Genomic DNA, 12,549 nt, shown 5'->3' with positions numbered 1-12,549 from the left:
CCAGTGAAGACCGGTGCGGACCACCGGCACCGGCGGCGATACTGGGCGGCGAACGGATGACCATGGGGGAGGTCGAGTGACACACCCGCCGAAGAGCAGCGCGCCGCCGGCCGTGCCCGCCGGGCCCGCCGGCGCCCCCGGCATCCCCGCCCAGCCCGGGCCGCCCGCCGTCGCGGCCGCGCCGCCCGCGCGCCGGACCGCCTTCGCCGAGGGGGCCGAGCGGGTGCGGGCCGCCGCGACGACCGAGCCGGGGCGGCTGCGGATCATCGGTGCCGTGCTGGCGCTGGTGGTCGTCGCGTTCGGGGCGGTCACCGCCTGGCAGACCAGCGCCCGCTCGGCCGCCGCCGACGACGTGCTGCGCCGCAGCCAGCCGCTCAGCTCCGGGGCGGCCGGGATCTACCGGTCGCTGGCCGACGCCAACACCGCCGCCTCCAGCGGCTTCCTGGCGGGCGGGCAGGAGAACGCCGGCTCCCGCGACCGGTACGAGAAGGACATCCGCAGCGCCGCCGCCGGGCTCGTCACCGCCGCCGCCAACGCCGAGCCCGGCTCGGCCTCCGAGACGACCATCGCCGGGCTGAACCGGCTGCTGCCCGAGTACAAGGGCCTGATCGAACGGGCCCGGACGTACAACCGGCAGGGCTACCCGGTGGGCGGCGCCTACCTGCGGTACGCCAACGAGAAGATGCAGGAGGAGATGCTCCCGGCGGCGGAGGCCCTCTACACCACGGAGAACCGGCGGCTCGACGCCGACTACGGGGACGCCCGGCCCTACCCGTGGGCGGCGATCGCGCTCGGCGTGCTCGCCCTGGCCGCGCTCGGCTGGGCCCAGCACCGGATGTACCGGCGCACCAACCGCGTCCTCAACCACGGCCTGGTCGCCGCGTCCGCCGCGACCGCCGTCGCCCTGCTCTGGCTGGTCGTGGGCCACGCGGTCGCCCGGTCCGGGCTCGACGGCTCCTACGACCACGGGATCCGCTCGCTCAACGTGCTGCACGACGCCCGCATCGCCTCCCTGAAGGCCCGCGGGAACGAGAACCTGAGCCTGGTGGCGCGGGGCGCGGAGACCGTCACCGTGGAGGGCCGGCAGTACGACGCCTACTACTACGACTTCGACAAGGACATGGCCGTGCTCGGCAGGGGGCTGTCCGCGGCGGCGCGGCTCGCCGACGACCGGGAGGGCGCCGCACCGGTCGAGGCGGCCGAGGGGAACACGGCCGTGTGGAAGCGGCGCCACGCCTCGGCCCGCGCCGAGGACGAGAACGGCAACTACCAGCAGGCGCTGGACAAGGTGATCGGCGCGAAGGGCGCGACCGGTGAGTGCTTCGACGGCGTCGACCGCGCCCTCGCCCGGGCCATCGGCTACGAGCAGGACGAGTTCCACCGGGCGGCCACCGACGGGCGGGACGCCATGACCGGCCTGCCGGCCGGCGCGGCCGTCCTCGCTGTACTGGGCGCGGCCGGCGCCGTCGCCGGCATCGGCCGCAGGCTTTCGGAGTACCGGTGACAGGGGGCGGGGTGATGGACGTGAACCGTGCGCGGGCCTCCCTGCGGGGCTGGGGCGGGGTCGCGGCGATGGCGGTGCTGTGCGTGCTGGCGCTGGCGTTCGCCCTGTTCCTGCCGTGCACCCAGCGGGCGCCGGAGAGCGGGCGCCGGTCCGGGCCCGGGGTGGCCGCCGGCGTCCAGGCCCGGGCCGACGGGTGCGTCGACGCCGAGGCGCACCGCCAGACCCTCGGCCCGTCCGGTGCCGACGGGCCGGCGATCGAGGCCATCAAGGCGCGCACCGGCGCCAAGCGCAAGCTGATCGTCGGCGTCGACCAGAACAGCTACCACTGGGGCTACCGCAACCCCAACACCGAGGGCGCCGCGCTGGAGGGCTTCGACATCGACCTGGTGCACCGGATAGCGCAGGACATCCTCGGCGACCCGGACGCGGTGCAGTTCAAGGCGATCCCGACCAGCCAGCGCATCCCCGCCATCGAGGACGGGCGCGTCGACATGGTCGTCCGCACCATGACGATCACCTGCGAGCGGCTGCGGCAGGTCGCCTTCTCCGCGCCGTACTTCAAGACCGGTCAGCAGGTCCTCGCCCCCAAGTCGTCGCCGGTGACCGGCTACGACGGCTCGCTGGCCGGCAAGAAGGTGTGCACGGCGACCGGTTCGACCGCGTACGCCAAGCTGGACGCCGACCGCAAGGGCGGCCGGCTGCCCGCCTCCACCGACATCTCCACCACCGTCCCGAACCAGCTCGACTGCCTGGTCCGGCTGCAACTCGGCGAGGTGGACGCGGTAGTGACCGACGGCGCGCTGGCCGCGAGCCAGGCCGCGCAGGACCCGACCGTCGAACTGAAGGGCGAGGCGTTCACCGAGGAGTACTACGGCGTGGCGATGAGGAAGGACGCCGACGACCTGGTACGCCGGGTCAACCGCGTTCTGGTGGACTACCACGCGCACGGCTGGCAGGAGTCGTACGACACCTGGCTGTCGGCCACACTGGGGAAGGACCCGGCGGCGTCGAAGCCTCCCACGCCGCGCTACCTGCGCAGCAGTTGAGTCCAGGCGACCGGAACACACAGCGAGCGAGAGGTGATCGATGGGCGTCACGGACCCCGCCGGGCCGGTGATGGACCGGGACGAGGTGGACCGTGCGCTGGCGCGGCTCGGCCAGGAGCACGAGGCCATCGAGACCTCGCTGCTGGCCCTCCAGGACCACGCGGGCCGCAGACTCCTGGAAGGCGCCACGCTGACCGGTGTCACCGCGGAGCGCTGGCAGGTCACGGAGGCGCGGATCACGCTGCTGTGGGGGTACTTCGACGCCTACGCGGCCGCGCTGCGCTCCGCCCGGGAGATCCGCGCCCGGCGCCGCTGGTCCAGCCGCGAGGACCTCGCGGAGCTGACCGAGCTGCTGCGCGGCGCGTGCGTGACGGTCCCCGGGGGCGCGCACGGCCGGCTGAGCGAGACGTTCACCCTGGCCACGTTGGTGGACCGGATGAACGACCTGTACGCGACGAGCCTGGACCTGATCGTCGCCGCCGACGCGGTGTGGTCGGCGCTGCCCGCCCGGATCGATCTGCTCGCCGCGGAGCTCCAGCGCACCCGGGGACTGGCGCACTCCGTCGGGGTGCGCCCGGGCGAGCACCCCTCCGGTGACGACCTGGAGCGGATCACCCGCACGCTGACCCGGCTGCGCGAGGACGTCGTCACCGACCCGCTCGCCTTCTGGGTGCCCGCCGGGGGCGGCTCGGCGCCGGGCGGCGGCCGTCCGGACACCACGGTGTACGACCGCGAGGCGCGCGCCCTGGAGGACGTGCGCCGGGAGATCGACGCCGTGCTGACGGTGCGCCAGGACGCGGAGGCGCGGCTGATCCGGCTGCGGGACGTCCTCTCGCGGGCCGACCGCACCCTGGCCGAGGCCCGCACCGCGCGCGGCGAGGTGCTGGCGAAGATCGCCGCCACGGAGGTGCCGGTGGTGAGCGGGCCGCCGACCGCGCTCATGGAGCAGCTCGCGGCCGCCGCCGAGTACCGCAGGCAAGCCCAGTGGCACCGGCTCTCCCCGCTGCTGGAGTCCCTGGAGCGCAAGGCGGAGGACGAACTGCTGCGGGCCCGCGAGTCGCTGACCGCGGTGACCGCGCCGCTGGCGGTCCGGGCCGAGCTGCGCGGCCGGCTCGACGCCTACAGGGCGAAGGTCACCCGGCACGGCCTGGCCGAGGACCCGTTCCTGGTCGAGCGGTACGACGCGGCCCGCCGCATGCTGTGGAGCGCGCCCTGCGACCTGCGGGTGGCCGAACAGGCCGTGCTGCGCTACCAGCACCTGGCGGCCGAGCTGCTCGCGGGCCCGGACACGCCGCAGGACGGTAAGGGGGACCAGTCATGAGTCAGCCGGGACAGACCTGCCAGCGGCCGGACTGCGGGGGCGCCTACGAGGACGTCGGCGGCGGCGAGCTGTACTGCGACACCTGCGGTCTCGCGCCCGTCGTGTCGGCGACCGGCACGGTGGGCTCCCCGCCCACCGGGGTCACCAGGGGCTCGGTGAGCGGCGGCGGTTCGCGCGGCTCCAGCAGTTCGCGCAGTTCCTCGCAGTCGTCGCGCTCGCGCCGGTCGGTGTCCGGGCGGCTCTCCCGGTCGGTGTCGGGGAGGTCCACGGGCCGTTCGGTGTCCGTGCGCAGCTCGGGTTCCTCGGCCGGCTCCTCCGCGCGCGGGCGGCTGGGCGCCGGGCTGGTCTCCGTGCCGCAGGTGCCGCGGCCCGACCCGCGCGCGATGGTGCTGGCCGACCCGGAGGTACCGGAGCGCAAGCGGTTCTGCTCGCGCGCGGACTGCGGGGCGCCGGTCGGCCGGGCCCGCGGCGACCGGCCGGGCCGTACGGAGGGCTTCTGCACCAAGTGCGGGCACCCGTACTCCTTCGTGCCGAAGCTGAAGGCCGGCGACGTCGTGCACGGCCAGTACGAGGTGGCGGGGTGCCTCGCGCACGGCGGCCTGGGCTGGATCTACCTGGCCGTGGACCGTGCCGTGTCGGACCGGTGGGTGGTGCTCAAGGGCCTGCTGGACACCGGGGACCAGGACGCGATGGCCGCGGCCATCTCCGAGCGGCGCTTCCTCGCGGAGATCGAGCACGCCAACATCGTGCGGATCTACAACTTCGTGGAGCACCTGGACCAGCGCACCGGCTCCCTCGACGGCTACATAGTGATGGAGTACGTCGGCGGCAAGTCCCTGAAGGAGATCGCCAACGCGCGGCGGGCACCGGACGGCCGGCGCGACCCGCTGCCGGTGGAACAGGCGTGCGCGTACGGGATCGAGGCCCTGGAGGCGCTCGGCCACCTGCACAGCCGGAACCTGCTGTACTGCGACTTCAAGGTCGACAACGCCATCCAGACCGAGGACCAGCTCAAGCTGATCGACATGGGCGCGGTCCGCCGGGCGGACGACGAGGAGTCGGCGATCTACGGCACGGTCGGCTACCAGGCGCCGGAGGTCGCCGAGACCGGCCCGTCGGTGGCCAGCGACCTCTACACGGTGGGCCGCACCCTCGCGGTGCTCACCTTCGACTTCCAGGGCTACACGACCGTCTACGCCGACTCCCTGCCCGACCCGGACACCATCGAGGTGTTCCGCCGGTACGAGTCCTTCTACCGGCTCCTGGTGCGCGCCACCGACCCCGACCCGGCCCGCCGGTTCGCCTCCGCGCAGGAGATGGCCGAACAGCTCACGGGGGTGCTGCGGGAGGTCGTCTCGCTGCAGACCGGGCGGGCGCGGCCCGCGCTGTCGACGCTGTTCGGTCCCGAGGTGAAGGTCACCGACACGGAGCTGTTCCCGCTGGCCGGCGGCGAGGTGTCCCGGCTGGGCGCGCGGTCCGCCCCGCGGCCGGCGCGCCGGGGCGGCCCCGCCCCGGCCCCGGTCCCCCTCCCGCAGGCCCTCGTCAAGCCGGTCGACTCGCCCGTCGCGGCGCTCGCCCTGCCCGTCCCGCTGGTCGACCCGGCGGATCCGAACGCCGGCTTCCTGGCGGGCCTGATGACCTCCGCGCCGGCCGAGCTGGCGAGCGCGCTGGCCGCGGCGCCCGCGCAGACCGTGGAGACCCGGCTCCGGCAGGTCCGGGCCCGGCTGGAGACCGGCGACCACCGGGACGCGCTGCGGCGGCTGGCCGAGCTGGACGGGGAGCGGCCCGACGACTGGCGGGTGGTCTGGTACCGGGGTGTGGCCGCCCTGGTCACCGGCGACTTCGAGCACGCCGCGCTCGCCTTCGACGCGATCTACGACGCCTTCCCCGGCGAGGCGGCGCCCAAGCTGGCGCTCGGCCTGTGCGCCGAGGAGCTGGGCCAGCTCGACAACGCGGCCGAGTACTACCACCTGGTGTGGACGACCGACCCGAGCTTCGTCAGCGCCGCGTTCGGGCTGGCCCGGGTGCGGCTGGCGGCCGGGGACCGGCGCGGTGCGGTGGCGGTGCTGGAGTCGGTGCCGGCGTCCTCCATCCACTACACGGCCGCCCGGGTCGCCGCCGTCCGGGCGCGGATCGGACAGCGCACGGCGGACCCGGGTGACGTACCGTTCCTGGACGACCTGACGGCCGCCGCCGGGCAGGTCGAAGCGCTCCTGGCCTACGGTCTGGACCCGGCTCGCCGGGAACGGCTGTCGGCGGAGGTGCTCGGCTGCGCGCTGGACTGGGTACTCTCCGGGGGGCAGGGCGCCGGCTCCGCCGCCGCGGGACGGGTGCTGCTGGGCAGTGGTCTGGACGAGCGGGGACTGCGCTTCGGCCTGGAGCGCGCCTACCGCACGCTGGCCCGGCTGGCGCCCGGCGGCCAGGAGAGGATCGAACTGGTGGAACGGGCCAACCGTTACCGCCCCCGGACGTGGGTGTAAGTCGATGTCGCAGATGCCCCAGCAGGCCGCACTCCCGAAGTGCCCGAGCTGCGCGGAACCCGTGGAGTCGGGCGACCGGTTCTGCGGAGCGTGCGGACAGGACCTCTCGGCGGTGTCCGCGCCGCCGCAGGACCATCCGACGCTCGCCATGAACGGCGCCGCCGAGGACGGCCGGGAGTGGCCCGCGCCCGAGCCGGCCGGCTCCGGCACCCCGCCCGCGGTGCACCTCCCGACGGACCTGCCGGGCACCGACTCGGGCGAGACGCCGTTGCACGGGCACCAGCCCGACACCGGCCAGTCCGCCGGTCACGGGGTGCGGTTCGACCGGCCGGCCGAGCCCGACGAGTACCCGCTCCAGGCACCGGACCCGCTGCCGGCCGCCGGTTCCGCCGCCCCGGCCGAACCCACGCGGACGTGTGTGGCCTGCCGGGCGGGCCGGGTGGACGGCGACGGCTACTGCGAGAACTGCGGGCACGCCCAGCCGCGCGAACGCGACCACATGGAGCGCGAGTCGGGCCCGGTGGCCGCCGTCAGCGACCGCGGGCTGCGCCACCACCGCAACGAGGACGCCTTCACCGTCGGCTGCGCCACGCTGCCGGACGGCACGCCGGCCGCGCTGGCGATCGTCTGCGACGGCGTGTCGTCCGCGACCCGCCCCGACGACGCCTCCCTGGCCGCCTCCCGGGTCGCGGGCGACACCCTGCTGGCCACCCTGGAGCACGGCACCCACCCGCAGGCGGCCATGCACGAGGCGATCGTCGCCGCCGCGCGGGCCGTCGACGCGCTCGCCGAGGAGCCCGCCACGGCCCGCGAGCACGCCCCGCACCAGAACGCGCCGGCCTGCACGATCGTCGGCGCCGTGGTCGCCGCCGGGCTGCTGGTCGTCGGCTGGGTCGGCGACAGCCGCGTGTACTGGGTGCCCACCGACCGCACCGCCCCGCCGGCCCGGCTGACCGAGGACGACTCCTGGGCCGCGCAGATGGTCGGCGCCGGCCTGATGAGCGAGGCCGAGGCCTACGCCGACGAGCGCGCCCACGCGATCACCGGCTGGCTCGGCGCGGACGCCTACGAACTGGAGCCGCACACCGCCTCGTTCAAGCCGGACCGGCCGGGCGTGGTCGTGGTGTGCACCGACGGGCTGTGGAACTACGCCGAGTCGGCGGAGGAGATGTGCGAGGTGGTGCCGCCGGACGCGGCGGCCCGCCCGCTGCACAGCGCCCGGGTGCTCGTCGGGCACGCCCTGGACGGCGGGGGCCACGACAACGTAACAGTGGCGGTCCTGCCGTTCCCCGCGCCGGCGCAGGGGGCAGGATCGGCCTGAGGGCCGTGCGGGGACGAGCACGGCACGGGGAAGCCGCGGCGGACCGGAGGGGACCGGTCCGCCGGCAGTCACCGCCTCGCGTGAGCGGGGCGTTCGAGGGGGATGCGATCACTCATGGCCAATTTCGCGAAGTCGAACGTGGCGCGGTTCTCGGTGGACGTCTACCAGAACGAGTACCTGCCCGAGGGCGGCAGCGAGGTCGACGCCATCGTCACGGTGACCGCCACCGGCGGCGGCACGGTCGGCGGCACGGCCTCCGCGGCCGTGTACCCGCCGGGGCGGGGGCCCTCCGCCGCGGTGGCGCTCATGGTCGACTGCTCGGGCTCCATGGACTACCCGCCGGCCAAGATGCGCAACGCCCGGGACGCCACGGCCGCCGCGATCGACACCCTGCGCGACGGCACCCTCTTCGCGGTGATCGACGGCACGCACGTCGCCAGGGAGGTCTATCCCGGCGGCGGACGGCTCGCGGCGGCCGACGCCACCACCCGGGGGCAGGCCAAGGAGGCGCTGCGCCGGCTGAGCGCGGGCGGCGGTACGGCCATCGGCACCTGGCTGCGGCTCGCCGACCGGCTGCTGTCCGCCGCCGATGTCACCATCCGGCACGGCATTCTGCTCACAGACGGGCGCAACGAGCACGAGTCGGCGGCGGATCTGCGGGCCGCGCTCGACGCCTGTGCCGGCCGGTTCACCTGTGACGCGCGGGGCGTGGGCACCGACTGGGAAGTGAAAGAAGTCACAGCGATCGCCTCGGCGTTGCTCGGCACCGCCGACATCGTCGCCGACCCGGCCGGTCTCGCCGCCGACTTCACGCGGATGATGGAGACGGCGATGGGCAAGGAGGTCGCCGACGTCGCCCTGCGGGTGTGGACGCCGGTCGGCACGGTCCTCCGGTTCGTCAAGCAAGTCGCTCCGAGCGTCGAGGACTTGACCGCACGGCGCACCGAGGCCGGACCGCGTGCCGGGGACTACCCGACGGGGTCCTGGGGTGACGAGTCCCGCGACTACCACCTGGGCCTGACGGTCCCGTCGGCCGGGCTCGGCCGGGAGATGCTGGCCGCCCGGGTCTCCGTGGTGGTCCCGCAATCCGGGGACGGCACAGGGGTTTCCGCTGCGCAGGGACTCGTACGGGCCGTGTGGACCGACGACATGGCGGCCTCCACCTCGATCAGCCCCCAGGTCGCCCACTACACCGGGCAGGCCGAACTGGCCCAAGTCATCCAGCAGGGGATCGATCTTCGCAAAGTGGGCGATTTCGATGGAGCAACGGCCAAACTGGGGCGGGCGGTTCAGCTCGCGAGCGCCTCGGGGAACGCCGATACTGCGAAACTGCTTGCGAAGGTGGTGGACGTGGTCGACGCCGCGACAGGTACTGTGCGGTTGAAGACGAGGGTCGCGGAGGCGGACGAGATGACTCTGGAGACCCGGTCCACAAAGACTGTTCGTGTAAAGAAGTAGCCCTGGAAGCGACCCGAGCGATCCGGTCCGACCCTCAGGAGAAGGGGAAGCACCGACATGCCGACCTGCCCGAACGGACACCAGTCGGGTTCCGACGACTGGTGCGAGGTCTGCGGTCACCGCATGGCCGGTGCCGTACCCCCGCCCCCGCCGCCGCCCCCGCCCGCCGGCGGCTACGGCTTCCCGCCGCCCGCCGGACCGGGTGGTCCCGGCGGCCAGGCCGGTGCCGGCCGCCCGCACCAGGGCGGCGGCCCCGAGCCCGAGCTGTGCCCGCAGTGCCGCACGCCCCGCGAGGGCGGTGCGCCCTTCTGCGAGGAGTGCCGGTGGAACTTCCTGACGAACACGGCGACCTCGTACACCCCGGCCGCCCCGCGCCCGCCGCAGGGCCGGTTCCAGCCGCCGAGCACGACGTACGGCGGCGATGACGCGTTCGACTACCAGGGCTCGCGGCCCTCGCAGGTGAACCGGCCCGCCGAGCCGATCCCGTCCTTCGGCAGCGAGCCGTCGGGGCCGACGCCGTTCGGCGGCGACCGGGCCCCGTCCGGCCCGCGGACCTCCCCCGGCCCCGCGGGGCGGCCCCCGTTCGCCCCCGGCGACCAGCGCCCGCCGGGCCCCCCACAGGGCTTCGGCCAGGGACCGGGACAGGGCCAGGGACAGGGCCAGGGCCAGGGCCAAGGCCAGGGACCGGGTCGGAACCAGGGACAGAACCAGGGGCAGGGCCCCGGGTCCGGTGCGCCCTCCGGCCCGCCCGGCTTCGGCGGCGGCCCCGGCCAGGGTCCCGGCGGTCCCGGCCGCCCCGGTGGCCCCTCCGGCTTCGGTGGCGGCCCGGGGCAGGGCCCCGGCGGCCCCGGCCAGTCCGGTTACGGCGGTCCGGGCCAGGGTCCCGGTTCCGGCGCCCCCTCCGGCCCGCCCGGCTTCGGCGGCGGCCCCGGCCAGGGCCCGGGCGGTCCCGGTGGTCCCGGCGGCCCCTCCGGCTTCGGTGGCCCGGGGCAGAGCCCCGGCGGTCCGGGACAGGCTCCCGGCGGGCCCGGCCGGCCCGGTGGTGCGCCGCCCTTCGGGCGGGAGCCCTCCGGTCCCGGCGGCCCTACTCCGCACGGCGGTCCCACTCCGCACGGCGGTCCCGCTCCGCACGGTGGCCCCGGCTTCGGCGGCGGTCCGGGGCAGGGCCCCGGCGGCCCCGGCGGTGCCCCGCAGGCGTTCCAGCAGTCCGGGGCGCCGGCCCCCGCGTTCCCGCAGGAGACCGGCCGGCCCCCGGCCGGCGGTCCGTCCTCCGGCGGCCCCTCCTTCGGCGGCGGTGACGACGACTGGGTGATCTCCCCGCCGTCGTCCCCCAGCCAGGGACCGGGCCAGGGACCAGGCCGGTACCAGGGTCCCGGCGGCCAGGGCCAGGGCCAGGGACCGGGCCAGGGCGGGTACGGCTACCCGCAGCCCGGCACCGCCCAGGCGCCGTCCGGGCCGGGCGGCTTCCCGCAGGCGCCCCAGGTGCCGCAGCGGACCACCTGGACCGCGACCGTCGCCCCGGACCGCGAGTACTTCATGGCGATGATGCAGCGCTCCGGCCCCGAGGCCGCGGGCCTGAACCTGCCCGCGTACTCGCCCGAGCAGCAGCGCACGCTCACCGGCAACCAGGTCACCATCGGGCGCCGCCGGCACTCCACCGGCGACACCCCCGACATCGACCTGTCGGTGCCGCCGGAGGACCCGGGCGTCTCGCACCAGCACGCCATGCTGGTGCAGCAGCCGGACGGCACCTGGGCGGTCGTCGACCAGAACTCGACCAACGGCACCACGGTCAACATGTCCGAGGAGCCGATCCAGCCGTTCGTGCCGGTCCCGCTCCAGGACGGCGACCGGGTGCACGTGGGCGCCTGGACGACGATCACCGTCCGTCTCGGCTGACGGCGGTCAGGGCAGGGGCCAGGCGTACGGCCCCGCCGGGTCGTCCAGCCACGCCCAGGCGCGCTCGCCGTCGACCGTGACCCCGTACCGTCCGCGGTCCGGTTCCCCCTCGCGCAGCCACAGGGAGTACGCCTCCCGCGGGTCGAGGCTGCCCCGGGTCAGCGTGCGCAGGAAGCGGAACGGCTCCTGTTCGCGGGCCCGGGCCGGCAGCCCGGCGGGGGTGCCGGCCTCGGGCTCCGTCCCGCACCCGCCGCGCAGCGGCACGAAGAAGGCGGCCCGGGGCAGGAAGCGGCCCTCGGCGTGCCCGGCGTCCCGGACGGTCAGCGCGAGCAGGCCGGTGGCGAGCGGGGCGAGGACGCGCGCGCCGGGACGGCACTGGGCGAGCCAGGCGCGCGGCACGGTGGACAGCTCGCAGGTGGCGATGATCCGGTCGTAGGGAGCCCGTTCCGGCACCCCGCGCGCCCCGTCCCCGGTGACCACCGCCGGGCGGTGGCCGGCCGCCGCGAGGTGCCTGCGGGCCGACTCGGTGATCTCCGGTTCCAGGTCGACGGTGGTGACGAGGTCGCCGGTGCCGAGCCGGTGGGCGAGCAGGGCCGCGTTGTAGCCGGTGCCGGCGCCCACCTCCAGCACCCGGTCGCCGTCGCCGACCCGCAGGGCGACGAGCATCCGCGCCATGAGGGAGGGCTGGCTGCTGGAGGAGAGCAGCTCGCCGTCGCGCAGCCGGGTGGCCAGCGGCGCGTCGGCGTAGGCGCCGCGCACCCAGCGTTCGCGGGCCGCCCGGTCGGGGCTCTCGCCCCAGCGGCGTTCGTAGCCGCGCGGCCCGGCCACGTAGTAGTACGGCACGAACAGGTGCCGGGGCACCGCGGCGAACGCCGCCCGCCACTCCGGGCTCCCGCGCCAGGCCCCCTCGGCGTCGATCTCCCGCACCAGCGCCGCCCGCGCTTCGGCGGCCAGCCCCTCGATCTCGGTGTCGTAGGCGCCCATGGGTCCACAGTAGGGGCGAAGGGGCCCGGTCCTAGGGCTTGAGTCCTGGGCCGCCCCGTCTGAGACCATGGAGCCGTGAATGAGATTCGGCGCGGCACGCTTCAGGAGCAGACCTTCTACGAGCAGGTCGGCGGGGAGGAGACCTTCCGCCGGCTCGTCCACCGTTTCTACGAGGGCGTCGCCGAGGACCCCGAACTCCGGGCGATGTACCCGGAGGAGGACCTCGGCCCGGCCGAGGAGCGGCTGACCCTGTTCCTGATGCAGTACTGGGGCGGGCCCACCACCTACAGCGAGAACCGCGGCCACCCCCGGCTGCGCATGCGGCACGTCCCCTTCACCGTGAACCGGGCGGCGCACGACGCCTGGCTGCGGCACATGCGGGTGGCCGTGGACGAGCTGGGCCTGTCGGAGGAGCACGAGCGGACGCTGTGGAACTACCTGACGTACGCCGCCGCCTCCATGGTGAACGCCCCGGACTGACGATCCGTCGCTGAAGGCCGGATTCCGGTCACACCTTGTCGCATTCCGGTCACGAT

At 75.5% G+C, this 12,549-nt stretch carries 10 protein-coding genes; 8 read left to right on the top strand and 2 right to left on the bottom strand.

Annotated elements, in window-relative coordinates; all coding sequences use genetic code 11:
• Positions 1 to 76 precede the first annotated feature (76 nt).
• The 3 genes from ACZ4K2_RS11245 to ACZ4K2_RS11235 are packed head-to-tail and all read left to right on the top strand — an operon-like array spanning position 77 to position 3,871.
• Positions 77 to 1,504, top strand: coding sequence for a hypothetical protein (locus ACZ4K2_RS11245; protein WP_467471952.1), 1,428 nt, complete (start codon positions 77 to 79; stop codon positions 1,502 to 1,504).
• A 14-nt stretch (positions 1,505 to 1,518) separates the two neighbouring features.
• Entirely contained in the window at positions 1,519 to 2,550 is a 1,032-nt protein-coding gene (locus ACZ4K2_RS11240; protein WP_467471950.1) for a glutamate ABC transporter substrate-binding protein, read from the top strand.
• 40 nt (positions 2,551 to 2,590) lie between these two features.
• Positions 2,591 to 3,871: a hypothetical protein gene (locus ACZ4K2_RS11235; protein WP_467471948.1), complete on the top strand. Its 1,281-nt coding sequence runs from the start codon at positions 2,591 to 2,593 to the stop codon at positions 3,869 to 3,871.
• Positions 3,872 to 3,914: 43 nt separating this feature from the next.
• On the opposite strand, the gene ACZ4K2_RS11230 is transcribed toward ACZ4K2_RS11235, so the two are convergent.
• A complete protein-coding gene (locus ACZ4K2_RS11230) occupies positions 3,915 to 4,139 on the bottom strand; it encodes a hypothetical protein (protein ID WP_467471945.1) in 225 nt (74 codons plus the stop codon).
• Between the two features lie 10 nt (positions 4,140 to 4,149).
• Here ACZ4K2_RS11230 and ACZ4K2_RS11225 point away from each other — a divergent pair, with 10 nt between their 5' ends.
• The 4 genes from ACZ4K2_RS11225 (at position 4,150) to ACZ4K2_RS11210 (ending at position 11,029) form a co-directional block, all read left to right on the top strand.
• Positions 4,150 to 6,351: a serine/threonine-protein kinase gene (locus tag ACZ4K2_RS11225; RefSeq protein ID WP_467769953.1), complete on the top strand. Its 2,202-nt coding sequence runs from the start codon at positions 4,150 to 4,152 to the stop codon at positions 6,349 to 6,351.
• Between the two features lie 4 nt (positions 6,352 to 6,355).
• Complete coding sequence (locus ACZ4K2_RS11220) at positions 6,356 to 7,672, top strand: PP2C family serine/threonine-protein phosphatase (protein ID WP_467471941.1); 1,317 nt, start codon at positions 6,356 to 6,358, stop codon at positions 7,670 to 7,672.
• Positions 7,673 to 7,786: 114 nt separating this feature from the next.
• A complete protein-coding gene (locus ACZ4K2_RS11215; RefSeq protein WP_467471939.1) occupies positions 7,787 to 9,130 on the top strand; it encodes a vWA domain-containing protein in 1,344 nt (447 codons plus the stop codon).
• Positions 9,131 to 9,187: 57 nt separating this feature from the next.
• Entirely contained in the window at positions 9,188 to 11,029 is a 1,842-nt protein-coding gene (locus ACZ4K2_RS11210; protein ID WP_467471937.1) for an FHA domain-containing protein, read from the top strand.
• Between the two features lie 6 nt (positions 11,030 to 11,035).
• Here the strand turns inward: ACZ4K2_RS11210 and ACZ4K2_RS11205 are convergent, their stop codons facing one another.
• The gene (locus tag ACZ4K2_RS11205) at positions 11,036 to 12,013 is read right to left on the bottom strand and encodes a methyltransferase domain-containing protein (RefSeq protein ID WP_467471935.1); all 978 of its coding nucleotides are present in this window, start codon (positions 12,011 to 12,013) and stop codon (positions 11,036 to 11,038) included.
• A 75-nt stretch (positions 12,014 to 12,088) separates the two neighbouring features.
• On the opposite strand from ACZ4K2_RS11205, the gene ACZ4K2_RS11200 reads away from it, so the two are divergent.
• Complete coding sequence (locus tag ACZ4K2_RS11200; protein ID WP_467471933.1) at positions 12,089 to 12,493, top strand: globin; 405 nt, start codon at positions 12,089 to 12,091, stop codon at positions 12,491 to 12,493.
• Positions 12,494 to 12,549 lie beyond the last annotated feature (56 nt).

It is taken from the genome of Streptomyces sp. NPDC025833, assembly GCF_055558055.1.
Note: the sequence above shows the minus strand (reverse complement) of the source record. Positions and strands in the feature narration are given on the sequence as shown.

Coding starts and splice junctions, on each gene's coding strand:
- ACZ4K2_RS11240 (WP_467471950.1), top strand. CDS start 1,519: ATGGACGTGAACCGTGCGCGGGCCTCCCTGCGGGGCTGGGGCGGGGTC.
- ACZ4K2_RS11235 (WP_467471948.1), top strand. CDS start 2,591: ATGGGCGTCACGGACCCCGCCGGGCCGGTGATGGACCGGGACGAGGTG.
- ACZ4K2_RS11220 (WP_467471941.1), top strand. CDS start 6,356: ATGTCGCAGATGCCCCAGCAGGCCGCACTCCCGAAGTGCCCGAGCTGC.
- ACZ4K2_RS11215 (WP_467471939.1), top strand. CDS start 7,787: ATGGCCAATTTCGCGAAGTCGAACGTGGCGCGGTTCTCGGTGGACGTC.
- ACZ4K2_RS11210 (WP_467471937.1), top strand. CDS start 9,188: ATGCCGACCTGCCCGAACGGACACCAGTCGGGTTCCGACGACTGGTGC.
- ACZ4K2_RS11205 (WP_467471935.1), bottom strand. CDS start 12,013: ATGGGCGCCTACGACACCGAGATCGAGGGGCTGGCCGCCGAAGCGCGG.